Origin of the sequence: Streptomyces sp. NPDC098781 (assembly GCF_044759995.1) — a bacterium.
GTDB lineage: Bacteria > Actinomycetota > Actinomycetes > Streptomycetales > Streptomycetaceae > Streptomyces.
The window spans coordinates 291210-315921 of the sequence record NZ_JBIWAK010000002.1 but is presented as its reverse complement, the minus strand read 5'-3'; the positions used below and the strand labels follow the sequence as shown (position 1 = coordinate 315921).

At 69.2% G+C, this 24712-nt stretch carries 18 protein-coding genes and 1 tRNA gene; 8 read left to right on the top strand and 11 right to left on the bottom strand.

The genetic code is table 11. From position 1 onward, the window contains the following. The first annotated feature begins 119 nt into the window (after positions 1–119). The 4 genes from ACIQWG_RS07500 (at position 120) to ACIQWG_RS07485 (ending at position 5720) form a co-directional block, all read left to right on the top strand. On the top strand, positions 120–1520 hold the full coding sequence (locus tag ACIQWG_RS07500) for a pyridoxal phosphate-dependent decarboxylase family protein (RefSeq protein ID WP_404091587.1): 1401 nt from the start codon (positions 120–122) through the stop codon (positions 1518–1520). Next, entirely contained in the window at positions 1517–2980 is a 1464-nt protein-coding gene (locus tag ACIQWG_RS07495) for a lysine N(6)-hydroxylase/L-ornithine N(5)-oxygenase family protein (protein WP_404091584.1), read from the top strand. The genes ACIQWG_RS07500 and ACIQWG_RS07495 overlap by 4 nt, the downstream gene beginning before the upstream one ends. Before the next feature lie 723 nt (positions 2981–3703). Next, entirely contained in the window at positions 3704–5338 is a 1635-nt protein-coding gene (locus tag ACIQWG_RS07490; protein WP_404091581.1) for a zinc ribbon domain-containing protein, read from the top strand. A 4-nt stretch (positions 5339–5342) separates the two neighbouring features. After that, positions 5343–5720 (top strand): hypothetical protein, encoded by a 378-nt coding sequence (locus tag ACIQWG_RS07485; RefSeq protein WP_404091578.1) that lies wholly within the window; start codon positions 5343–5345, stop codon positions 5718–5720. A 121-nt stretch (positions 5721–5841) separates the two neighbouring features. Here the strand turns inward: ACIQWG_RS07485 and ACIQWG_RS07480 are convergent, their stop codons facing one another. After that, a complete protein-coding gene (locus ACIQWG_RS07480) occupies positions 5842–7647 on the bottom strand; it encodes a bifunctional metallophosphatase/5'-nucleotidase (RefSeq protein WP_404091576.1) in 1806 nt (601 codons plus the stop codon). 153 nt (positions 7648–7800) lie between these two features. Between ACIQWG_RS07480 and ACIQWG_RS07475 the strand changes: the two genes are divergently transcribed. Together ACIQWG_RS07475 and pyk are read left to right on the top strand one after the other, a co-directional pair. Beyond that, positions 7801–8517, top strand: a complete 717-nt coding sequence (locus tag ACIQWG_RS07475) for an SIMPL domain-containing protein (protein WP_404091573.1) — start codon at positions 7801–7803, stop codon at positions 8515–8517. A 187-nt stretch (positions 8518–8704) separates the two neighbouring features. Beyond that, positions 8705–10141 carry a pyruvate kinase gene (gene pyk / locus ACIQWG_RS07470; protein WP_404091572.1) on the top strand — a complete coding sequence of 479 codons (1437 nt, stop codon included), beginning with the start codon at positions 8705–8707 and terminating at the stop codon, positions 10139–10141. A 42-nt stretch (positions 10142–10183) separates the two neighbouring features. Here the strand turns inward: pyk and ACIQWG_RS07465 are convergent, their stop codons facing one another. Continuing rightward, on the bottom strand, positions 10184–10930 hold the full coding sequence (locus tag ACIQWG_RS07465) for a helix-turn-helix domain-containing protein (RefSeq protein WP_404091569.1): 747 nt from the start codon (positions 10928–10930) through the stop codon (positions 10184–10186). 106 nt (positions 10931–11036) lie between these two features. Next, a tRNA-Leu gene (locus ACIQWG_RS07460) sits at positions 11037–11111 on the bottom strand. A gap of 100 nt (positions 11112–11211) precedes the next feature. Between ACIQWG_RS07460 and ACIQWG_RS07455 the strand changes: the two genes are divergently transcribed. Next, on the top strand, positions 11212–11868 hold the full coding sequence (locus ACIQWG_RS07455; RefSeq protein WP_404091566.1) for an ANTAR domain-containing response regulator: 657 nt from the start codon (positions 11212–11214) through the stop codon (positions 11866–11868). A gap of 77 nt (positions 11869–11945) precedes the next feature. Here ACIQWG_RS07455 and ACIQWG_RS07450 read toward each other — a convergent pair whose 3' ends face one another. From ACIQWG_RS07450 to ACIQWG_RS07415, 8 genes are all read right to left on the bottom strand, one after another. Beyond that, on the bottom strand, positions 11946–12662 hold the full coding sequence (locus ACIQWG_RS07450; RefSeq protein ID WP_404091565.1) for an ABC transporter ATP-binding protein: 717 nt from the start codon (positions 12660–12662) through the stop codon (positions 11946–11948). Further along, the gene (locus ACIQWG_RS07445; protein WP_404091562.1) at positions 12659–13531 is read right to left on the bottom strand and encodes an ABC transporter ATP-binding protein; all 873 of its coding nucleotides are present in this window, start codon (positions 13529–13531) and stop codon (positions 12659–12661) included. Before ACIQWG_RS07445 ends, ACIQWG_RS07450 begins: the two co-directional genes overlap by 4 nt. Positions 13532–13536: 5 nt before the next feature. Further along, positions 13537–15348: a branched-chain amino acid ABC transporter permease gene (locus ACIQWG_RS07440; protein ID WP_404093482.1), complete on the bottom strand. Its 1812-nt coding sequence runs from the start codon at positions 15346–15348 to the stop codon at positions 13537–13539. Between the two features lie 23 nt (positions 15349–15371). Next, complete coding sequence (locus tag ACIQWG_RS07435; protein WP_404091559.1) at positions 15372–16301, bottom strand: branched-chain amino acid ABC transporter permease; 930 nt, start codon at positions 16299–16301, stop codon at positions 15372–15374. Between the two features lie 113 nt (positions 16302–16414). Continuing rightward, positions 16415–17644 (bottom strand): branched-chain amino acid ABC transporter substrate-binding protein, encoded by a 1230-nt coding sequence (locus tag ACIQWG_RS07430; protein WP_404091556.1) that lies wholly within the window; start codon positions 17642–17644, stop codon positions 16415–16417. A 471-nt stretch (positions 17645–18115) separates the two neighbouring features. Further along, the gene (locus ACIQWG_RS07425) at positions 18116–18523 is read right to left on the bottom strand and encodes a hypothetical protein (RefSeq protein ID WP_404091553.1); all 408 of its coding nucleotides are present in this window, start codon (positions 18521–18523) and stop codon (positions 18116–18118) included. Positions 18524–18615: 92 nt separating this feature from the next. Further along, entirely contained in the window at positions 18616–19101 is a 486-nt protein-coding gene (locus ACIQWG_RS07420) for a hotdog fold thioesterase (RefSeq protein WP_404091550.1), read from the bottom strand. A 52-nt stretch (positions 19102–19153) separates the two neighbouring features. Further along, positions 19154–21457: an FdhF/YdeP family oxidoreductase gene (locus ACIQWG_RS07415; protein ID WP_404091547.1), complete on the bottom strand. Its 2304-nt coding sequence runs from the start codon at positions 21455–21457 to the stop codon at positions 19154–19156. Between the two features lie 181 nt (positions 21458–21638). Between ACIQWG_RS07415 and polA the strand changes: the two genes are divergently transcribed. Then, positions 21639–24365 carry a DNA polymerase I gene (gene polA, locus ACIQWG_RS07410; protein WP_404091546.1) on the top strand — a complete coding sequence of 909 codons (2727 nt, stop codon included), beginning with the start codon at positions 21639–21641 and terminating at the stop codon, positions 24363–24365. Positions 24366–24712 lie beyond the last annotated feature (347 nt).

Here is a 24712-nt window from a genome sequence, read left to right as displayed (position 1 = left end):
CACGCGTTCCCCGTACGGAAATACCCCCTTTCGGGTTCTGATCATTGGGCTTTTCGGGCGCGACCGTGCATCCGCGTACAAGCTGGAAGTCCCTCATGCCCAGCGTCCGGGAGGCCCCGATGAGCACGTCGCCGTCGCTCGCTTCAGGCCCCGAAGGTCCCCACGCCCTGCGGCCGTTGCTCGACACCGTCGTCGGCGCGCTGAGCGAGGGTGCCCGGGCGCGCGGGGGACCGCTGCCGGCGGGCGGGCCGGACGCGGTCGCCGCGCGGATGCGGGAGGCGGCAGGCGACGTACTGCCCGCCGACGGCGATCCGGACGCCCTCCACACCCTCGTCCGCGCCCTCGCGGCCACCGCCGCCGACCCCGCGGACCCCCTCTGCGCCGCCCACCTCCACTGCCCGCCGCTCGCCGTCGCCACCGCCGCCGACCTGGCGGTCTGCGTCCTGAACCCGTCGCTGGACTCCTGGGACCAGGCACCAGGCGCATCCGAGCTCGAAGGGCTGGTGACCGAGGCGTTCGCGCTGGAGGTGTACGGCACCCGGACCGCCGCCCCGGCGAGCCCGGCCGGCGCCACCCCCGCCGCCCTGATCACCACCGGCGGCACCGAATCCAACCAGCTCGCCCTCCTCCTCGCCCGCGAGGCACACGGCGCCGGCGTCCGTCTGGTGCACGGTGCCAACGCCCACCACTCGCTGCCCCGCGCCGCCTGGCTGCTCGGCCTGCCCGAACCCGTCGTCGTCCCCGCGCCGGCCGGTGCCCTGGACCCCGCCGCCCTCGACGAGGCCCTCACCGAACTGCCCGGCCCCCACCTCGTCGCCGCCACCGCCGGCACCACCGACGCCGGGATCATCGACCCCCTCCCCGAGATCGCCGCCCTGTGCGAGGCCCACCGCGCCCGGCTGCACATCGACGCCGCCTACGGAGGCGGCCTGCTCCTCAGCGGCCGCTACCGCGAGAGGCTCACCGGCCTCGACGCCGCCGACACCGTCACCCTCGATCTGCACAAACTCGGCTGGCAGCCGGTCGCCGCCGGCCTCCTCGCGGTCCGCGACCCGAGCGATCTCGCCGTCCTGCACCACCACGCCGAGTACCTCAACGCCGACGACGACACCGAGGCGGGCCTGCCCGACCTGCTCGGCCGCTCCCTGCGCACCAGCCGCAGACCCGACGTCCTGAAGATCGCCGTCACCCTCAAGACCCTCGGCCGCACCGGCCTCGGCCTACTGGTCGAGCAAGTCTGCGACACCGCCCGCGAGTTCGCCGCCCTCGTCCACGACCACCCCGGCTTCGAGCTCTACGACCGGCCCACCCTCAGCACGGTCCTGTTCCGGCCCGCACACGCCGCCGACGACACGGTCGCCGCCGTACGCCGCCGGCTCCTCACCGACGGCCGCGCCGTCCTCGGCCGGGCCCGCATAGACGGGCGCCTGTGGTTGAAGGTGACCCTCCTCAACCCCCGCACACGCCCGGACGACCTGGCCGCCCTCCTGAAACTGGTGGAAGGAAACACCCCCGGATGAGCCCGCAGAGCCCCCAGTCGAACCCCCTTGCCGACCCGCACACCGACCCCCCACGCCAGCACCCCGACACCCCCCGGGACCTCGTCGGCATCGGCATCGGCCCCTTCAACCTCTCCCTCGCCGCCCTCGCCCAGCCCCTCGCCGAACTGGACGCCGTCTTCTACGAACAGCGCACCGCCTTCGCCTGGCACCCCGGGCTCCTCATCGACGGCTCCCGCCTCCAAGTCCCCTTCCTCGCCGACCTGGTGACCCTCGCCGACCCCGCCAGCCCCTGGTCCTTCCTCAACTACCTCAAAGCCCGCGACCGCCTCTTCCCCTTCTACTTCGCCGAGCGCTTCCACATCCAGCGCGCCGAGTACGACGCCTACTGCCGCTGGGTCTGCGAGAACCTCACCGCACTGCGCTTCGGCCACCAGGTCGACGCGGTCCGCTTCAACCCCGAACGCGACGTCTTCGAGGTCGACTTCACCCGTATCGCCCCCGACGGGGAGGCCGAGGCCCTCGGCCGCACTTACGCCAGGAACATCGTCCTCGGCATCGGCACCGAGCCCCATGTCCCCGACCCGCTGCGGCCCTTGGTCGAGGCGCCGAACGTGCCCGTCATCCACGCCGCGGACTACCTCGAACACCGCGAGATGCTGCTCGCCGCCGAACACATCACCGTCATCGGCTCGGGCCAGTCCGGCGCCGAGATCTTCCTGGACCTGCTGCGCCTGCGCCCCGCCGGCCGCGAGAAGCTCCACTGGCTCGGCCGTACCGCCGCCTTCGCGCCCATGGAGTACTCCAAGCTCGGCCTGGAGCACTTCACCCCCGACTACACCCGCTACTTCCACGCCCTCACCGAACCGGTCCGCGACAAGCTCCTCGCCTCCCAGTGGCAGCTCCACAAGGGCATCGACGCCACCACCCTGGCCGCCATCCACGACGAGCTCTACCGCCGCACCCTGCACGGCGGCTGGCCCGACACCGTCCTCACCCCGGGGGTGCGGGTCCGCACCGCCGGCCGGGTCGCCACGACCAAGGTCGAACTCCACCTGGAGCACGTCCACCAGAACACCCGCTCGCGGATGACCACCGACGCGGTGGTCCTCGCCACCGGCTACCGCGAGCGCTCCCTCGACCGCATCCTCGCCGGCCTCGACCCCTACCTGCGCCGCGACAGCCGCGAACGCCCCCGCGTCGACGACCAGCACCGCCTGGTCATGGACCCGTCCGTCACCGGCGCCGGCTGCCAGGTCTACGTCCAGAACGCCGAACGCCACACCCACGGCATCGGCACCCCCGACCTCGGCCTCGCGGCCTGGCGCAGCGCCGGCATCCTCAACTCCCTGACCGGCAAGGAGACTTACCCCCTCCCCACCCGTACGGCCTTCACCACCTTCGGCCTCCAGGGGCAGGAACCCAGGATCCCCTCCGCGCGCCAGGCACCCGTGCTCACACCCCTGGTCGACATCCGGTAGGAGAAGAGTCCGTCGTCCTGTGCACCGCCCCTCCCGTCACATCGACCACAGCGCTTTCGACGCCTGTGCGATTCAAGTGAAGAAGTATGGAAGAGGGCGCGGAAAGAGCCACGTGAATATCCCAAGCATCTCCCCTCCGCCTGGGCACGCTGATATCTTCCGATTCATGTGGTGCCAACGGGGGTTCGGTTCGGCGAAGAAAGATCACTCCATTCGATTAGCAAGCGAATCACCGGTGCCGCCGGGCCGCGGGAACCCGGCCCGGGCGGTCCGGCAGCGGCTGGACTACGCCGATCACATGGGTACGGCCGCTCGGGGCGGACGGGTGGCGCCGGGTGCCTCCTCGAATCCCGGAATTCACCCGCACGTCTCTCGTTCACTTTCCGCCGACGCGCCTCCGAGCCCCGAAATGGCCGAAACGGACCGCGCCCAAACGATCTCGACGGCCATAAGGAAGCTCATAGGCGAGCTCATAGGCGAGGCCATGGACGAGGTCATGGGCAAGGTCATGTGCGCGGCCGCCGGAAATGCCACCGGAAATAGGGCATCGCGAATTCCACCGCCGCTCTCGAAAGCCGTCCGCCGTCGTATCGGCACGACCACGCACGACCGGCACGGCCCGCCCGCACGACCCCGGATCCGACCGGCCCCCATCGACGCCCCGGAACCGGCACGGCACCGTCCCATCGCACCCATCCGTACGCCGAGAGGAGGCAGACAGCCATGACCGCTCCCACCCTCAAGTGCCCGCGCTGCCAAGCGGACAACGACCCCACCTACACCACCTGCGCCCACTGCGGCACCGAACGCGCCGTCCGCTCGATGGCAGGGACGACCCCTTCCCTGTCCACCGTCCCCGCCCCGCCCGCACCCTCCCACGCCCCCCTGACGACCGCAGGCTCCCGCTTCGCCCCCGACATCACCCGGTACCTGTGCACCGCCGTGCACACCGACACCAGGTTCGCCCGCCGGGCCGTCGAGCAGATCGTGGAGGAGCCGCGCCGCGCGGTCGCCTCGTCGCCCGGCGTCGACCTCGGCTGCGTCCTCCGGCACGCCCTTGCGGCCCGCCGCCGTCAGGTCGTGAGGGACGTCCTCCTCGCCGTGCTGCTCCTGATCGTGGTGATCACCCTGCCGATCACCTTCGGCACGGCGATCGTCCTGGGCTGGCTCGCGGCCTGGATCATTGTCGCCGTCGAATCGCTCTCGGTGCACTACGGCGTGGTCGCCAAACAGCTCAGCCGAGAGAACTTCGCGCCCGACCGGGCCCCGCGGCCGACGGGCGAAGAGAACCGGCGGCGCATCGCGGAGATCGAGAAGCGCGACCGGGGCAACGTCGTCGTCTCTTCGCTGTACGCCCCCTTCGTCGGGTACGGCGCGCCCATCAGCACCTGGTCGTTCGCACTCGACACCGCGCGCCCCGAAGAAGGCAAGGACGTCCTGCCCTTCACCGTCCACGAACTCAACGACCACCTCGCCGCCCGGGTCGGTGACCTCAAGCTGCCGGGCGTCCATGTCGAGAACCTGCTGCTGGTCAACGGCAAGGACCTGCTGTACGAGGTGGACGACCGCACCCGCGCCGAACTGCTGCCCGACCCCGCCGGACCGCCCAGCGCCCGGGTCTCACCGGAGCTGCTGCGGGCCCTGCGCGAGGACGGCAAGGGCCGCGCCCGCCCCTACCTGGCGATCCGCGTCACCGGCTGGAGCGGCGAGCTGGCCGTCACCTTCTTCCTGCGATGCGCGCTGATGTCCGACCGCAAGATGCTTTTCATCGAGGGCAGCAGCTCCCTGCTCGCACCGGTGCGCGAGCGCTACCGCATCGCGGACCAACTCCTCGAATCCCCGACCTTCCGCCAGTGGTGGACCCTGGTGAGCCAGGCCGCATTCCGCGCGCCCCTGCTGCTCATCGGATCGCCGGTCTCGGTCATGGCGGGCCTGTTCGCACCGCTCAACCAGGGCAGCAAGCAGCGCCGCCAGGCACTGGAGATCCGCCACCGCACCTTCGACTACGGAGCGTCCTTCAGCCTCCGGGACGCCGCCAGCGACCAGCTCTACTACCGCTACTTCCAGCAGCTCGACCGGGAGTTGTACGCGAAGACGGTCGAACACCGGGTGCTGGACGCCCTGGTGGAGTTCCTGGAGGACCACAACATCGACACCAACGAACTGATGCAGCGACAGACCACCATCTTCAACTCCGGCCTGTACGCAGGCGGCGACGTCACCGTCAGCGGCTCGGCCGTCGGCGTCGGCGGCAGTGTCGCCGGAGTCTTCCGGCGCGGCCAGGCGGCGGGCGGCCCCGGACAACCGCCGTCGGCCGCCGCCCCCGGGGCGGCCCCGCCCGCGAACCGAGGAAGGTGACGTCATGTCAGAGACCGTTCCGAACAACAGTGGCATCCAGGCCGGCGGCGACATCCGCATCGACGACAGCGCGGTCGCCGTCAACCGCTCGACCGCGAGCACCACCGCGCCGGCCGACCCCGACCGGGAGGCCGCCATCGCCGAACTGCGCGCCGCAGCACGGCTGCTGCTGGAGCAACTGCGCACCCACCAGGACCAGTACGAGGACGGCGAGGATCTCGTCCACGCCGCCGAACAGGTCGACGCCGAACTCACCCGGGACGAACCCCGCCGCAACGCCCTGCTGCGCTGGCTGGGCTTCATCGCCCCCGGCGTCGAGGCCACGGCCGCGATCGCGGGTGACGTGGCGGCCATTCAGAACAGCGTGACCAGCATGCTCTGACCTGCTCCGGCCTGCTCTGACCTGCCCTGACACGGAAGGCCGGCGGCGCCGCCACCGGCCTTCCGTGCTCGTGCCCTGGAAGACGTGTGCCCTGGAAGAGTCGTGCCTGGAAGACGCGTGCCTAGAAGACAGGCGTACCGTTCCGCGTCAGCTTCCAGTCCACCGACGCGAAGTCCTTCGGGTCCAGCACACCCTTCGCAGTCACCCACTCCGCGATCCGGGTGCGGATCTCCGTCGACTCCGACCACAGCTCCTGCGCCGACGCCACATGCGGGAACGCGCCGCCGCCGTTGGCCCGGTAGTTGTTCACCGCGAACACGAACTTCCGGTCGTCCGCGAGCGGGGCACCGTCGTAGGCCAGGTTCTTGATCCGGGACCCCGGCGCCTGCGCGATGTCGATCTCGTACGACAGCCCGGACACGTAGTCGTAGTTGTAGTCCGGGCGGTTGCCGGCGTTCGTCAGCTTCTCCACGTCCACGGCCGCGTCGGGGGCGGTCTGCACGAAGTACTCCGCCGAGTACTCCAGGTACGCCTTGAGCTGCGCGCCCGTCATCAGCTTCGCGACCAGCGTGTTGTCGTACACGTACAGGCTCGACAGATCCCGGATCGTCACCTCGCCGGCCGGGATCTCCGAGGTACGCGAGAAGGGAGAGGCCTGCGCGATGACGGGCAGCGAGGCGTGCTCGGTCCCCGCCAGCGCCGCCTTGACCACGTCCTCCTGCACCTTGGTGATCAGGTCGATGATCGGGGCGTCCTGGTAGCGGGCCTCGACCGTGGTCAGCGTCTGCGTCGCGGTGCCGACGACCTGGTTGACGTACGCGACGACCTTGTCGTGCTCGTCCTTCAGCAGCTTGGTGATCTTCGGGTCGTCGGCGACCGTGTTGGAGTTGAGCACCGACGCCGCCACCTTCTCGACCGACCAGCGGCCCTTGGCGAAGGTCAGCTCGATGTCGAACAGCGACAGCCGCTCCGCGTAGGCCAACGGCTCCGACAGCACGACCGTCCTGCCGGTCTTGTCGTTGGTGACCTTCAGCTCCGGGATCTCCACGTGCGCGTGGCCGACCAGGATCGCGTCGATGTCCGGCACCTGCTGCGCCACCAGCGCCGCCGAGTTCTCGATGTACGGCAGCTGGTCACCGTAGGACGAGCTGCCCGAGGAACCGGAGTGCGCCGAGACGATCACCACGTCCGCGCCCATCGCCTTCAGCTTGGGCACCCACTTCGCCGCCTGCTCCTCCAGACCGGGGAAGGTCAGCTTGCCCTGCACATAGGCCTTGTCCCAGATCGCGATGCCGGGGTTGGTCAGACCGAGGACGGCCACCTTCACGGCCGGCGCGCCCGGCACCCGGAACTTCTTGATGAAGTAGGGCGGGAAGGCGGGCTTCAGCGTCTTGGCGTCCAGCGCGTTCGCACCCAGCAGCGGGAAGCGGCACTGCTCCTCGAACTTGCGCAGCGTCTCGATGCCGTAGTTGAACTCGTGGTTGCCCAGCGCCACCGCGTCGAAGCCGATGGCGTTCATGGCCTGCGCCATCGGGTGCACCGGGCCGCCCTCGGCGGTGATCGGGTCGACCTTGGCGTAGTAGTACGTCAGCGGGGTGCCCTGGATCGTGTCGCCGGCGTCGATCAGCAGCGTGTTGCGGCGGCCCCGCTCCTCACGGATCCGGTTCACCAGCGTCGACACCCGAGCCAGACCCTGCGCGTTGCCCTTGGCGTCGGTGTACTCGGCGTCCTTGAAGTAGTCCCAGTTGAAGACGTGCCCGTGCAGGTCGGTCGTGCCCATCACGGTCAGCGAGTACCGCTTCTCGCACTTCCCGGCCGCCGCCGGGACCTGAGCCGCCTGCGCCGCCGGAGCCGCAGCACCGGCGATCGCCACCCCCGCTCCGGTCACGGCGGACTTCTTCAGGAACTTCCGGCGGTTCAACGGCATGAGTGCTTCTCCTGGGCGAGTGGTCAACAGCGCACGGTTCAACAACGCGCGTAGATTCTGACCTGCTCATGGCGAGTGGGAACAGTCCTCGCAGGTTTCGATCTGATGACCCGAGGGCGCCGTAACCCAGCAAGCGATGACAGAGTGGGACGTATGACCGCCCCCTCAGAGGAACTTCAGCCGGCCGTCCCCTACGGCACCCCCGACGCCCCGCGCATCGCCGTCCGCGGCGAGGCCCACCTGGAGGTCGATCCGGAGATCGCCCGCATAGGCGTCACCGTTGCCTCCCGCGGCAAGGACCGCCGCGCCGCCCTCGACGACCTCACCCGCCGCAACGCCGCCGTCCTCGACCTCATCAAGAGCTACGGCGACGCGGTCGAACGGGTGGAGACCGGCGCCCTCTCCATCAGCCCCGAGCTCAAGGACAAGGGCCGCGGCGAACGCGTCCACGCCTACCACGGCCGCGTCCACATCACCGCCGTACTCGCGGACTTCACCGCCCTCGGCGAACTCACCACACGACTGGCCGACTTGGACCTCACCCGCGTCGACGGCCCCTGGTGGGCGCTGCGCCCCGACTCGCCGGCCCACCGGGAGGCCCGGCAGCAGGCGGTACGCGAGGCCGTGCAGCGCGCCCGGGAGTACGCCGAGGCGCTGGGGGCATCCCTGGCCGCGCTGGTCGAGCTCGCCGACATCGGCGCGGAGAACGCCCCGCCGTCCTATCCGCAGGCCCCCGGCGGCCGAATGCGCTCCATGGCCTACGGCGCCGCCGAGGACGCCGCCGCGGCCCCGCTCGACCTCGAACCGCAGCGTCAGCATGTCCACGCCCAGGTCAACGCGCGCTTCACGATGACACCGCCGCGACTCTGACGACGCGGCAATTCGAATTCCTATACGAATGCAAAGGAAGGGTGACGCGGTACGGGGGATGCTTCGAACGCTCATCGGAGCACCCCTCCGCACAATTCAACACTTGTCAATAGCCCTTCACGCAAAGGTTGTTGAGTGGTCATGCCGGACCAATTCTCTACCCGCCGGTAAGTCATAGAGTCGAAACATGCGCCGAGCGAAAATCGTCTGCACCCTGGGCCCCGCCACCGACTCGTACGACCAGATAAAGGCACTGGTCGACGCGGGAATGGACGTCGCCCGATTCAACCTCAGCCACGGCGGCCACGCCGACCACGAGGAGCGCTACCAGCGCGTGCGAAAGGCCTCCGACGAGACCGGCCGCAGCGTCGGCGTCCTCGCCGACCTTCAAGGCCCGAAGATCCGCCTCGGCCGCTTCACCGAAGGACCTGTACTCCTTGAACGCGGAGACACCTTCACCATCACCGTCGAGGAAGGCGCCGAAGGCGACCGCCACCAGTGCGGCACCACCTACTCCGGCCTCGCCGCCGACGTCAGCCCCGGCGAACGCATCCTCGTCGACGACGGCAAGGTCTGCCTGGAGGTCACCTCCGTCGACGGCCCCCACGTCCGCACCACCGTCGTCGAAGGCGGCATGGTCTCCGACAACAAGGGCCTCAACCTCCCCGGCGTCGCGGTGTCCGTACCCGCGCTGTCGGAGAAGGACGAGGCGGACCTCCGCTGGGCGCTGCGCACCGGCTTCGACGTCATCGCGCTCTCCTTCGTCCGCTCCGGCCGCGACATCGAGGACGTCCACCGGATCATGGACGAGGAGGGCCGCCGCCTCCCCGTGATCGCCAAGGTGGAGAAGCCGCAGGCCGTCGACGCCATCGACGACATCGTCGCCGCCTTCGACGGCATCATGGTCGCCCGCGGTGACCTGGGCGTGGAGATGCCGCTGGAACAGGTCCCGATCGTCCAGAAGCGCGCGATCAAGCTCGCCAAGCGCAACGCCAAGCCGGTCATCGTCGCCACCCAGATGCTCGACTCGATGATCGACAACTCCCGACCGACCAGGGCGGAGGCCTCGGACGTCGCCAACGCCGTCATCGACGGCACCGACGCGGTGATGCTGTCCGGCGAGACCAGCGTCGGCAAGTACCCGATCGAGACCGTGCGCACCATGGCGAAGATCGTCGAGGCGGCCGAGGAGGACATCCTCGCCAAGGGGCTGCCGCCCCTGACCGAGCGCAACAAGCCCCGCACCCAGGGCGGCGCGGTGGCCCGCGCGGCGGCCGAGATCGGCGACTTCCTGGGCGCGAAGTTCCTGGTCGCCTTCACCCAGTCCGGCGACACCGCCCGCCGCCTGTCCCGCTACCGCTCCCCGATCCCACTGCTGGCCTTCACCCCCGAACCGGCGACCCGCTCGCAGCTGAATCTGACCTGGGGCGTCGAGACGTTCCTCGGCCCGCACGTGGACTCCACGGACGCGATGGTCGAGCAGGTGGACGAACTGCTGCTGAAGTACGGCCGCTGCCAGAAGGGCGACACGGTCGTCATCACGGCCGGCTCCCCGCCCGGGGTGTCGGGATCGACGAACCTGGTCCGGGTACATCACATCGGGGAGGACGACAGCCCCAAGTAGTCGGCGCAGGGCCCCTCTTGAGGAGGGGCCCTTTGCTGTTGGTCAGTGCTTGGGGCCTACGTGGGTGTCCATGAGGGCGACGGAGGCTTTGCGGGCGATGGAGACATTGCGGGCGTTCGCCGGCTTCCACTCGACACCCACCTGGTCCAGTGTCGTGGTGAAGAGCCGCATGATGTCGCCCGACAGATTGGTGAAGAAGTACCGGGGGTATTCGTAGCGCTTTGGCTCGCCGCCTACGACACGGGTGGTCCAGTTGGTGATGCGGCACCCGTCGGAGTGGATGAGACCGCGGATGAACTGCCAGGGGTGGGCTTCGACGATTTCCTGCTGCCAGGGTTCGAGGGTGATGGAGCGCTCGTGCTTCTTGCCGGGGCCGTGCTGTGGGAAGAGGCTGGGCCAGTGTCGCGAGTAGCTGGTCACCATGCTGTATCCCTGTTTCTGGAGGGTGTAGACGCCGATGCCAGGACGGACCTGCTTGATGGCGTCGCGGCATTGTCGGAGAAGGCCGGGCCAGGCATCAGCGCAAGCGATGCGGAGGTGGTAGCCGGTACCGCGTGCGTGCCTGCTGATGCAGCCGTCACCGAGGTAGAGGCCGAGCAGGTAGGCGTACGCGCAGTTGTCAGCGGGCGGCCCGGGATCCGGAGTTGCCATACGGGGCATCGGCTCAAGACGGTGCTGCCAGGAGCGGATGGCAGCCCGGGATATCCCCGTCTCCTTGCTGACGGAGTTCAAGCTGCGCCCTTGGTCGACCAGCGTGAGGGCTCGCTTGCGTGTGCTGATGTCATACATGCGGCTACTGTGAGTCACTGATCGTTGCGGCGCGCAGCAAAAAGCGGATGTTCACGAGAACGTGGACATCCGCCTGAGGATGGTGACCTTCGAATTGAAGGAAAAGTGCCCCGGGTCGGACTCGAACCGACACTGTATGGGTTTTGAATCCATTGCCTGCTGCCAATTGGGCTACCGGGGCCCGGTGAATCGAAGGTTGACCTCGACCCGCTGCCCGTCCACCTTACCGCAGCTAGGTAGTCTCTTGTCAGCAGCACCCTGCCCCTGAACGAGGAGCCCCCGTGACCGCCCCCGAGTCGCCCCAGCCCGTAGACGCGCCCGACGACGACAAGTCGCACGTGCCTCCGCTGACGACCCGTGTCGTCATTGCCGAGGACGAGGCGCTGATCCGGCTCGATCTCAAAGAGATGCTCGAAGAAGAGGGGTACACCGTCGTCGGTGAGGCCGGTGATGGTGAGCAGGCCGTGGAGCTGGCCCGCGAGCACAAGCCGGACCTTGTCATCCTCGATGTGAAGATGCCGAAGCTGGACGGGATTTCCGCGGCGGAGAAGATCGCCGAGGAGTCCATCGCGCCGGTGCTGATGCTGACGGCGTTCTCGCAGCGCGACCTCGTTGAGCGGGCCCGGGATGCCGGTGCCATGGCGTACCTGGTCAAGCCGTTCAGCAAGAGTGACGTGGTGCCGGCGATCGAGATGGCCGTGTCGCGGTTCACGGAGCTGAAGGAGCTGGAGAAGGAGGTCGCCGACCTCACTCTGCGTCTGGAGACGCGGAAGTTGGTGGATCGGGCGAAGTCGATTCTTCAGACGGAGTACGGGCTGACCGAGCCGGCCGCGTTCCGGTGGATCCAGAAGACGTCGATGGATCGCCGGATGTCGATGCAGCAGGTGGCCGAGGCGGTCATCCAGGATGCCGACGAGAAGAAGGCCGGCAAGGGCTGACGTTCCCCGAGCCGCATGCATGAGTGAGGCCCGTGCCCCTGACCGGGGGGCACGGGCCTCACTCGTGGGGGCGGGGGTCAGTCCTCGCCGAGGTATGCCTTGCGTACGGACTCGTCGTGCAGGAGGTCCTGTCCGCTGCCGGAGAGGACAATCTTGCCGACCTCCATGACGTGGCCGTGGTCGGCCAGGGAGAGCGCGGCCTGGGCGTTCTGCTCGATGAGCAGGATGGTGGTGCCCTGGGACTTGAGCTCCTTGATGGTGGACATGATCTTCTGCATCATGATCGGCGAGAGGCCCATGGAGGGCTCGTCGAGCATGAGCAGTTTCGGCCGGGACATGAGCGCCCGTCCCATGGCGAGCATCTGCTGCTCACCGCCGGACAGGGTGCCGGCGGCCTGCTTCCGGCGTTCCCCGAGGATGGGGAACAGGTCGTAGGCGCGCTTGATGTCCTTTTCGATGGCCTCCTTGTCGGTGCGCAGGAAGGCGCCGAGGCGGAGGTTGTCCTCGATCGTCATGCGGGGGAAGATGTGCCGCCCCTCGGGGGAGTGGGCGAGTCCCAGTGAGACGACCTTGTGGGCGGGGATCTTCTTCAGCGACTTGCCGTCGAACTTGATGTCGCCGGACAGCGGCTGGAGGAGGCCGGACAGGGTGCGCAGGGTGGTGGTCTTGCCGGCGCCGTTGGTGCCGATGAGGGTGACGACTTCGCCCGCGTTCACCTTGAACGAGATGCCCTTGACGGCCTCGATCTTGCCGTAAGCGACCCTGAGGTCCTCGACCTCGAGCAGTGCGGTCACTTGTCATCCCCTTCCGTGGTGCTCTGCGCGTCGGCCTCCGCGGCCTCGACCTCGGCGGCTTCCGCGGTGCCGGGCTCGCCCTCGAAGGGTGTGCCCAGGTAGGCGGCGATGACGCGTTCGTCGGCCTGGACGACCTCGGCGGGTCCCTCGACGATCTTCTCGCCCTGGACCAGCACGGCGACCCGGTCGCAGAGGTTCATGATGAACCGGATGTCGTGCTCGATGACGAGGACGGCGATGCCCTGGTCCCGGATGGCGAAGATGAGCTCTTCGGCCGCCCGGGTCTCCTGCGGGTTCATGCCGGCGGTCGGTTCGTCGAGGAGGAGCAGTCCGGGCTCGCTCGCCAGTGCCCGGGCGATCTCCAGCTTGCGCTGTTCGCCGTAGGGCAGGTTGCGGGCGAGGTGGTCGGCCTTGGCTGCGAGACCGGTGAACTCCAGGAGTTCCATGGCGCGGGCCCGGGACGCCTCCTCGGCCTTCCTGAAGCTGGGCAGCCGCAGCAGGGCGGACCAGAGGCCTTCCTTGGTCCGGGTGTGCCGTCCGACCAGTACGTTCTCCAGAACGGTCATGTTGGCGAAGAGCCGGATGTTCTGGAACGTACGGGCGATGCCGGCCTGGGTGACCAGGTGCGGCTTGGGCGGCAGGACGGTGCCCTTGTAGGCGACCTTGCCCTCGGTCGGGATGTACAGGCCGGTGAGGCAGTTGAAGAAGGTCGTCTTGCCGGCGCCGTTGGGGCCGATGAGGCCGACGATCTCGCCGCTGTTGACGGTGAGGTTCACGTCGCGCACGGCGGTCAGGCCACCGAAGCGCATCGTGACGCCGGTGGCGTCGAGCACCGTTGTGGTGGTGGGTGCGGTCGTGGTGGTGGTCATGGCGGTCACGCCCCTGCCTTCGCGACGCCGGTCGCGCCTTCGGGCAATGGCTTGTCCTCCGGTACGTCGAGCTGTCCGGTCTCGTGGAATTCGAGCTGCTTCCTGCGGTCGGCGACCAGGCCCTCGGGGCGGAAGCGCATCAGCAGCATCAGCGCGATGCCGAAGAGCAGCAGCTGGTACTCCGCCATGAACTGGAGCTTGGCCGGGATCAGGTAGAGCAGCGCGGCGCCGATCAGCGGGCCGCTGATGGTGCCCATACCGCCGAGGATGACGGCGGCGAGCAGGAAGGCCGAGTTCGGCGGCACGGAGCCGGCGAACTGGTACTGCTCGGGGGTGACGCTGTACGACACGTGCGACTGCACGGTGCCCGCGAGACCGGCGAGGGAGGCGCCGAGTGCGAAGGCGAGGAGCTTGAGGCGGAAGCCGTTGATGCCCATCGCGGTCGCGGCGGTCTCGTCCTCGCGGATGGCCACCCATGCGCGGCCGATGCGGGATTCCGCCGAGCGGCGGAAGACCATTACGACGATTGCCGTGAACACCAGCATCAGCAGGTAGTAGTTGGCCGAGCGGGTCAGCTCGTGGCCGAGGACGTTGTGCGGGACTCCGAGGTTGAAGCCGAAGATCTCCAGGTCGGGGATCTGCGGGATGCCGTTGGAGCCGTTGGTGACGTCCGGGCCGCTGTTGCCGTTCAGGTTGTTCATGGTGATGCGGAAGATCTCACCGAAGCCGAGCGTCACGATGGCGAGGTAGTCGCCGCGCAGTCGCAGGGTCGGGGCTCCGATCACCACGCCGAAGATCAGCGAGGCGGCGGCGCCGGTGAGGACGGCCGCCCAGAACGGGAACTGCACGCCGATGGTGGACGACGGGGAGCCGGAGACCAGGGCGGCGGCGTAGGCGCCGACGCCGAGGAAGGCGACGTATCCGAGGTCGAGCAGGCCGGCGAGGCCGACGACGACGTTGAGACCCAGGGCGACCGTGGCGAAGATCAGGATGTTCGCGCCGATGAGGGCGAACTGGTCGTTGGTCTGGGTGAAGGGGAAGCAGATCGCCGCCGCGAAGGCCGCGCCGAGGGTGACGTTGCGGTGCTTGGCGGTCAGGGCCGACAGTCGCTTGAGCAGTCCGGCGCGGGTGACGGCGGTGAAGCCGAACGCCGCGACGATCAGGAAGCCGATGAACAGCTCGGAGTACTCGGTGCTGATGCCGTACGCGAAGACGTACAGGCCGACGCCGAAGCCGGCGGCGATGATCAGGATCTCGACCCAGGAGGAGAGTTCCTTGGCCCGGCCGGGGTCGGGGGCGGTGAGCGAGTGTCGGACACGGCCCCAGAGGTTCGGGTTCGGGTCCGACGCGTCGTAGGGCTGGTCGACGGGGAGGCCGAGGGCGCCGATCACGGCGACGAGCGCGCCGATGCCGGAGACCCAGGCGCCGGGCTCCAGGTTGACCAGGCCGCCGAGTTCCTGGGTGATGGCGCCGATGGCGTAGCCGGTGGTGCCGAACACGCCGAGGGCGGCGAGCAGGACGGGGCTGTTCTTGCCGCCGGGGGTGAGCCAGCCCAGGCCCTTGATGCCGTAGCCGGAGAGGGCGAACAGCAGGGTGAGCACGGAGCCGAAGAGGGTGAGGACCTGAAGGCCGCCCGGGTAGCCGGTGACGGTCAGGTTGCCCGGGAACTCCTCGGTCCAGGTCCAGGCGAGGAAGGTGCCTATGAGGGCGAGGGCGGAGCCGCCGACCACCAGCCCGCGGGCCGCGACCTGCGGCAGCGGGATGATGGGGGTGGCATCGGCCGTGGACACCTTGGTGGTGTCGGTGGTCTTGTCCATGGGGATCTCGGTGGTCATGTGCATCACGCCCGATCCGCGACGCGTTCGCCGAGCAGGCCTTGTGGCCTGAACAGCAGGACGAGGATGAGGAGGCTGAACGCCCACACGTCCTTCCAGGCGCCGCCGCCGAAGAGGTCCATGCCCGGGATCTCACCGACGTAGCCGGTGGCGAGGGATTCGGCGACGCCGAGGACGACACCGCCGAGCATGGCGCCGTAGATGTTGCCGATGCCGCCGAGGACGGCCGCGGTGAAGGCCTTCAGGCCCATCAGGAAGCCCATGCGGAAGCCGACCTGACCGTTTTTCAGGCCGTAGGCGACGGCGGCGATGGCGGCGAACGCGGCACCGATGGCGAAGGCCATGACGATGATGCGGTCGGTGTTGATGCCCATCAGCTTGGCCGTGTCGGGGTCCTGGGCGGTGGCCTGCATGCCGCGGCCGGAGCGCGTCTTCGTGACGAAGAGGCCCAGGGCGATCATGCACAGCGGGGCGGCTATGAGGACGAAGAGGTCACCGCGCTGGATGTTGGCGCCGAGGATCTCGATGGGTCCGCCGTGGAACTGCGGGAAGGGGTGGTCCTTCTTCGCGTCCGGGTACCACATCCACACGGCCTGCTGGAGGACGATGGACAGGCCGATGGCGGTGATGAGGGGCGCCAGTCGTGGCGCGGTGCGCAGGGGGCGGTAGGCGAACCGTTCCGCCGCTGTGCCGACGGCGACCGAGACGAGGACGCCGCCGATGATCATGAGGGGGACTGCGGCCCCGAGGCCGAAGCCCTCGGGGAGTACCAACCAGACGGTGAGGGCCCCGAAGCCCCCGACCATGAAGATCTCGCCGTGGGCGAAGTTGATGAGCTGGACGATGCCGTAGACCATCGTGTAGCCGATCGCGATGAGTCCGTACATCGCGCCGAGGATGAGTCCATTGGCCAGCTGTTGCGGCAGTTCGTTCACCGCAGGGCCTCCGTGGAGTGGTTCGGATATGGCGCCGCGCGGGAGCGCTGATGGGTGCTCCCGCGCGGCCTGGATCAATGTGTGATGGGGGAGTTTTCTCTACTCGTCCTCTGCTAGCCCAGCTTGGGCTCGCCGCTGAACTCCGGCGCCCAGGCGTTGTCCTTGACCTTGTACGCGGTCATCGTGTGGTTCGTGGTGTCACCGAACTCGTCGAAGGAGATGGTGCCGGTGACGCCGTCGAACTTGACCTTGGCCATTGCGTCCAGGACCGCCTTGCGGCCGTCCTCGGGGAGCTTGCCGTCGTTGCCCTCGACCGCCAGCTTGACGGCCTCGATGATCGACCAGGTGGCGTCGTAGGTGAGGCCGCCGTAGGCCTCGTAGTCGTCCTCGTAGCCGCCCGCCTCGTAGTCCTTGATGAACGTCTTGGCGGAGTCGAGCTGCTCGACCGGCTTGCCCACGGAGGTGGCGAGGTCGCCCTCGGCCTTCTTGTTCAGCTTCGGGAACTCACCGGAGTAGATGCCGTCGCCGCCCATGAGCGGGATGTTCTGGCCGCTGTCCTTGAGCTGCTGGCTCAGCGGGCCGGCGGCCGGGTACTCGCCGCCGTAGTAGAGGGCTTCGGCGCCGGTCTTCTTGATCTTGGCGACCACGGCGTTGAAGTCACGGTCGTCGGGGTTGATGTGGTCGGTGCCGACGATCTGGCCGCCGAACTTGGTGAAGTTCGCCTTGAAGGAGGCGGCGAGGCCCGCGCCGTAGGTCTTCTGGTCGTCGATCAGGTAGACCTTCTTCAGCTTCGCCTGGTTGTACAGGTAGTCGGCTGCGAAGGCGCCCTGGATCTCGTCCGTGGTGGCCGTGCGGAAGAAGGTCTTGAACTGGCGGACCGACTCGCCGGTCTTCCAGCCGTCGCCCTGGGTCAGCTCGGTGCCGGTGTTGGCGGGGGAGACCTGGGTGAGGCCGGCGTCGTTGAACGGCTTCTGCATCTGCTGCGAGACGCTGGAGTTCAGCGGGCCGACGACGCCGAGGACGTCCTTGTTGCTGATGAACTTCTGGGCGTTCTGCTGGCCGACGGTGGGCTGCGCCTGGTCGTCGAGGGGCTCGATCTTGAACTCGACGCCCTTGACGTACTCCTTCTTGTTGGCCGTCTTGGCGGCCAGGTCGGCGGAGTTCTTGATGCCGAGGCCGAGGGCCGACAGGTCGCCGGTCAGCGGAGCGTCGACACCGATCACCACAGTGGTCTTGTCGCCGTTGCTGCTGCCGCCGTCGTCGTCACGCGACCCACAAGCCGTGAGTGTCAGCGATCCCGCCGCGAGCGCGGCGGTTATGGCGATGATCGAACGTTGACGCACGAATCAGGTCCTTTCCCTGGCACGGCGGCTCCCCGTGGAACGCGCCGAGTCGAGCGCTGGGTCGAAGTGACTTCGAATCCGGTAGCTCGGTGACTGGCGGTGACTCTAAGCGCGTGCGGGGAACATGGAGGAGGGCCTGACCAAGGCTGTGACGCTCTTGTTATGACACGGGGTAACGCAGAGCGGTACTCGGTGGGGGGAAGAGCGGATTTCCGGCCGATTCGCCCTGTCCACATGGTGAGAACTCGCAGCGTTCGCGCGTAGCTTCTTCACGAGTGTTCACATGTTTTGGTGATTACCAGGGTCGTTGCTGGAGGCTACCAGGGGGTCTCCGGTGAAAGTTGATCGCCCTGGAGGAACTGTTGGTTCGTATTGCACCCGTATTACGCTGGGTTACGAATGTGGGCGGTGGTTCCCGAATCCAGGACTTTCATGTAGAGGGCATCGAAAGCGGAATCGCGAATTTCTCCCTCAGCCCCATGGACCCCCGGTCGGCTCGCCCTTCCGGTACCGCCGCTCGCACAAGTCCCGTGCCCTGTGGTCGATCAGGCGGTCGGCCGCCTGTGCTCCGGCGCGCTCACGCTCGGTCCGGGCCGCGTCCACGACCTCGCGCAGGATCTCGTACTGCCCGTCGGACAGCCCCATCGACTGGTAGTCGCCGTAGGTGTCGCCGGTCAGTGACCGCCGCGACCAGTAGCCGATGACACTGGTGCACAGCCGCGCGGGCGAAGTCGCCGACGGGGAGGGCGAGTTGGCGCTCGCCCCGGTCCCGGGCGCACCGGCCCGCGCGTCCGAATCGGCGCAGCCGGCCGTCAACGCGGTGGCCAGCAACGCCAGTCCGAGCGCGACCCCCCTCCGGCGGGGTCCTCCCGTCGTCATGCCTCGACGTTATGCCGTGCGGCACCCGGGTTTCAACGGCAGCCGGGAGCAAGGCGGTTGGTGGTCATGTCGTCGTCGCCGGGGCGTCGGCCTCAGTTCGTCCGCAGGTGCTCCCCGTCGCCCGGCCGAACATCCCGCAGCAGACACGTCAGCCGCGCGCTGCACACCCGCCGCCCCTGATCGTCACTGATCACGATCTCGTACGTCGCCGTCGAGCGGCCCTGGTGCAGCGGTGTGGCCACCCCGGTGACGAGGCCGGAGCGCACACCCCGGTGATGGGTGCAGTTGAGGTCGACGCCGACCGCGATCTTGGAGGTGCCGGCGTGCAGCATCGAGCCCACCGACCCGAGCGTCTCGGCGAGCACCGCGGACGCGCCGCCGTGCAGCAGCCCGTACGGCTGGGTGTTCCCCTCGACCGGCATGGTCCCCACGACCCGCTCGGCGGAGGCCTCCAGAATCTGTACGCCCATGCGCGTCCCGAGGTGTCCGGCGGAGAACAGGGCCGGCAGGTCGACGCCGAGCGCGGCGTACTCGTCGATGACCTCTTGCGGGAACTTCACGTGCTGCTGCTCGCCCATGGGTCGGCTCCGTTCGGGGTGCTCAGTCGGTACGGGTCGACTGAGCAAACGCTCAGTCGGTCGCCGATTGTTCCAGACGCACCACGACGGACTTGCTGGCCGGGGTGTTGCTGGTGTCCGCGGTGGAGTCCAGCGGGACGAGCACGTTGGTCTCCGGGTAGTAGGCGGCGGCGCAGCCGCGGGCCGTCGGGTAGTGCACGACACGGAAGCCGGGCGCCCGCCGCTCGACGCCGTCCCGCCACTCGCTCACCAGGTCGACGTACGAGCCGTCGGCGATGTCCAGCAGGCGGGCGTCCTCGGGGTTGATCATGACCACCCGGCGGCCGTTCCTGATCCCCCGGTAGCGGTCGTCCAGGCCGTAGATCGTGGTGTTGTACTGGTCGTGCGACCGCAGGGTCTGGAGCAGCAGCCGGCCCTCGGGCACCGCCGGGTACTCGACCGGGGCGGCGGTGAAGTTGGCCTTGCCGGTCGCCGTCGGGAAGCGGCGCTCGTCGCGCGGGGCGTGCGGGAGGGTGAAGCCGCCGGGGCGGGCCACGCGCGCGTTGAAGTCCGCGAATCCGGGGATCACGCGCGCGATGCGGTCGCGGACCGTCGCGTAGTCCTTCTCGAACTCCTCCCAGGGCGTGCGGGATTCGGAGCCGAGGACCCGGCGGGCGAGCCGGCAGACGATCGCCGGTTCGGACAGCAGCTGCGCGCCCGCGGGCTCCAGCCGGCCCCGGGAGGCGTGCACCATGCCCATGGAGTCCTCCACGGTCACGAACTGCTCGCCGCTGCCCTGGAGATCGCGCTCGGTGCGGCCGAGCGTCGGCAGGATCAGCGCGCGGGCGCCCGTGACGGCATGGCTGCGGTTGAGCTTCGTCGACACATGCACGGTGAGCCGTGCGCGCCGCATGGCCGCCTCGGTGACGTCGGTGTCCGGGGTCGCGGAGACGAAGTTGCCGCCCATCGCGAAGAAGACCTTCGCTTCGCCGTCGCGCAGCGCGCGGATGGCCCGTACGACGTCGAAGCCGTGCTCGCGCGGGGGCGCGAAGCCGAACTCCTTCTCCAGGGCGTCCAGGAAGGCCGGGGCGGGCCGCTCGAAGATGCCCATCGTGCGGTCGCCCTGCACGTTCGAGTGGCCGCGCACCGGGCACACGCCCGCGCCCGGCCGGCCGATGTTTCCGCGCAGCAGCAGGAAGTTGACGACCTCGCGGATGGTCGGCACGGAGTGCTTGTGCTGGGTGAGGCCCATGGCCCAGCACACGATCGTGCGCCGTGAGGCCAGGATCATGGCCATCGCCTTGTCGATGTCCGTGCGCGTGAGACCGGTCGCCGTGAGGGTCTCGTCCCAGTCGGCGGCGCGGGCGGCCTCGGCGAACTCCTCGTAACCGTGCGTGTGCTCGCGCACGAACTCCTCGTCGACGGCGCCGGACCCCGCGCCGGCGGCGCTGTCGTGCTCAGCCAGGATCAGCTTGTTCAGGAGCCGGAAGAGGGCCTGGTCGCCGCCGATGCGGATCTGGAGGAACAGATCGGTGAGCGCGGCACCCTTGAGCATGCCCTGCGGGGTCTGCGGGTTCTTGAACCGCTCCATGCCCGCCTCGGGCAGCGGGTTCACGGTGATGATCTTCGCGCCGCCCGCCTTCGCCTTCTCCAGGGCGGAGAGCATGCGCGGGTGGTTCGTGCCCGGGTTCTGGCCGGCGACGATGATCAGGTCGGCCTTGTAGAGGTCCTCCAGCAGGACGCTGCCCTTGCCGATGCCGATGGTCTCCGACAGGGCCGACCCGGACGACTCGTGGCACATGTTCGAGCAGTCCGGCAGGTTGTTGGTGCCCAGCTCGCGCGCGAACAGCTGGTACAGGAACGCGGCCTCGTTGCTGGTGCGGCCCGAGGTGTAGAAGACGGCCTCGTCGGGAGAGCCGAGAGCAGCGATCTCCTCGGCGACGATGTCGAAGGCGCGCTCCCAGGAGATCGGCTCGTAGTGCGTGCCGCCCTCGGGGAGATACATGGGGTGGGTGAGCCGCCCCTGCTGCCCCAGCCAGTACCCGCTCCTGGTGGCGAGGTCGGCGACGGAGTGCGCGGCGAAGAACTCCGGGGTGACCCGGCGCAGCGTCGCCTCCTCGGCCACCGCCTTCGCGCCGTTCTCACAGAACTCCGCCGTGTGCCGGTGCTCCGGCTCGGGCCAGGCGCAGCCCGGGCAGTCGAAGCCCTTCTTCTGGTTGACGCTGAGCAGCGTCAGCATGGTCCGCTTCACGCCCATCTGCTGCTGCGCGATCCGCAGGGTGTGGCCGATGGCCGGCAGCCCGGCAGCCGCGTGCTTCGGCTCGGCGACCTGCGGCGCGTCCTGAACCGGATCACCCTTGGGCGGCTTGGTGGCCATCGCGCACTCCCCTTCACGTACACGTGTGAGCTACATCTCCGATCCTCGCACGTGGGACCGACAACACGGCGGGGGGTCCCGGGACCTGAGATCCCCCGCCGCACGGGCCCGCACATCCCCTCCACAGGGCCGCGCCCCCGATGGGGACCGACTGTCAGTGGGGCGTGGCAGGATCGGGGGCGTGGCAGAAACAGCATCGAAGAAGACCGACAGCAACCCCGGCGGCAGCCGGCCCCGCCTGATGCTCATGGACGGGCACTCGCTGGCCTACCGCGCGTTCTTCGCGCTGCCCGCGGAGAACTTCACGACCGCGACGGGCCAGCCGACGAACGCGATCTACGGCTTCGCGTCGATGCTGGCCAACACGCTTCGCGACGAGGCGCCCACCCACTTCGCCGTGGCGTTCGACGTCTCCCGCAAGACATGGCGCTCCGAGGAGTTCACGGAGTACAAGGCGAACCGCTCCAAGACCCCGGACGAGTTCAAGGGTCAGGTCGAGCTGATCGGCGAGCTGCTCGACGCGATGCACGTCTCGCGGTTCGCCGTCGACGGCTTCGAGGCCGACGACGTGATCGCCACCCTCGCCACCCAGGCCGAGGCCGACGGCTTCGAGGTGCTGATCGTCACCGGCGACCGTGACTCCTTCCAGCTGGTCAGCGAGCACACCACGGTGCTGTACCCGACGAAGGGCGTCTCCGAGCTGACCCGCTTCACCCCGGAGAAGGTGTTCGAGAAGTACGGCCTGACGCCCGCGCAGTACCCCGACTTCGCGGCGCTGCGCGGCGACCCCTCCGACAACCTGCCGGGCATCCCGGGCGTCGGCGAGAAGACCGCGGCGAAGTGGATCAACCAGTTCGGCTCGTTCGCGGAGCTGGTCGAGCGCGTGGAGGAGGTCAAGGGCAAGGCCGGGCAGAACCTCCGCGACCACCTGGAGTCGGTGAAGCTCAACCGCCGGCTGACCGAGCTGGAGCGATCCGTCGAGCTGCCCAAGACCGTCGCCGACGTCGCGCGCGTGCCCTACGACCGCAAGGCCGTGGCGATGATCCTGGACACCCTGGAGATCAGGAACCCGTCCCTGCGCGAGCGGCTCTTCGGCGTCGACCCCGGTGCCGAGGAGGCCGAGGTCACCCCGATCGCCACCGACGGCGTGGAGATCGACGGCTCGGTGCTCGGCACCGGCGAGCTGGCGCCCTGGCTCGCCGAGCACGACGGCGAGACGCTCGGTGTGGCCACCGTTGACGCCTGGGCGCTGGGCGCGGGCTCGGTCGCCGAGGTCGCGCTCGCGGCGGCCGACGGGGCGGCCGGCTGGTTCGACCCCGCACAGCTGGACGAGGCCGACGAGAAGGCGTTCGCGGCCTGGCTGGCCGACGCCGCGAAGCCCAAGGTCTTCCACAACGCCAAGGGCGCGATGCGGGTCTTCGCCGAGCACGGCTGGAGCATCGAGGGCGTCCGCATGGACACCGCGCTCGCCGCGTACCTGGTCAAGCCGGGCCGCCGGTCCTTCGACCTGGACGCGCTGTCGCTGGAGTATCTGCACCGCGAGCTGGCACCGGCCGCCGCGGCCGACGGTCAGCTGGCCTTCGGCACGGACGACGGCGCCGAGGCGGAGGCGCTGATGATCCAGGCCCGCGCGGTCCTCGACCTCGGCGAGGCCTTCGAGGGCCGGCTCCAGGAGGTCGGCGCCGCGGACCTGCTGCGCGACATGGAGCTGCCGACGTCCGCCCTGCTGGCCCGCATGGAGCGGCACGGCATCGCGGCCGACCGGGCCCACCTGGAGGCCATGGAGCAGATGTTCGCGGGCGCCGTCCAGCAGGCGGTGAAGGAGGCGCACGCGGCGGCCGGGCACGAGTTCAACCTCGGCTCGCCCAAGCAGCTCCAGGAGGTCCTCTTCGGTGAGCTCGCGCTGCCCAAGACGAAGAAGACGAAGACCGGCTACACCACGGACGCCGACGCCCTGGCCTGGCTGGCCGGCCAGACCGACAACGAACTGCCGGTCATCATGCTCCGCCACCGTGAGCAGGCGAAGCTGCGCGTCACCGTCGAGGGCCTGATCAAGACGATCGCGTCGGACGGCCGTATCCACACCACCTTCAACCAGACGGTGGCGGCGACGGGACGCCTCTCCTCGACGGACCCGAACCTCCAGAACATCCCGGTCCGCACCGACGAGGGCCGGGCGATCCGCCGGGGCTTCGTGGTCGGCGAGGGCTTCGAGTCCCTGATGACCGCCGACTACAGCCAGATCGAGCTGCGGGTGATGGCCCACCTCTCCGAGGACGAGGGCCTGATCGAGGCGTTCACCTCGGGCGAGGACCTGCACACCACGGCCGCCTCCCAGGTGTTCGCGGTGGAGCCCGGCGCGGTGGACGCGGAGATGCGCCGCAAGATCAAGGCGATGTCCTACGGCCTGGCGTACGGCCTGTCGGCATTCGGTCTCTCCCAGCAGCTGAACATCGACGCGGGCGAGGCCCGGGCCCTGATGGACGCCTACTTCGAGCGCTTCGGCGGTGTCCGGGACTATCTGCGCCGCGCGGTCGACGAGGCCAGGGCGACGGGCTACACGGCGACGCTCTTCGGCCGCCGCCGCTACCTCCCCGACCTCAACAGCGACAACCGGCAGCGGCGCGAGGCGGCCGAGCGCATGGCCCTGAACGCCCCCATCCAGGGCACGGCGGCGGACATCGTCAAGATCGCCATGCTCAATGTGGACCGGGCCCTGCGCGAGGAGAACCTCACCTCCCGCATGCTCCTCCAGGTGCACGACGAAATCGTCCTGGAGATCGCCCCCGGCGAACGGGACGCGGCGGAGGAACTGGTCCGCCGGGAGATGTCCGACGCCGTCCACCTGAGCGTCCCGCTCGGGGTATCGGTCGGCGTGGGCGCGGACTGGGAGTCGGCGGCGCACTGATCACCGCGATGCCGGGCCGGACGTCGATCCGGCCCGGCATGCACCGCCCCCCCGGGCGACGGTGTGTGGCTCAGCCGCGCGCGTGATCAGCGAGAACGAGCCGGCGGTGCCCAGGACCCCTGGTCACCGCGGACAGCGAGACCCGGCCCCGTTGCGCGGGCAGCGAGACCCGGCCTCCTTGCGCGGGCAGCGAGACCCGGCCTCCTTGTGCGGGCAGCGAGACCCGGCCCCCTTGCGCGGGCAGCGAGACCCTTCCCACCGCACAGCGAGCCCCGTCCCACCCCGGAGGGACCCGTCACTCGCGTGGCCCCCGCAAAAGCGCCGCCCGCATGTCACGCCCGTAAGGA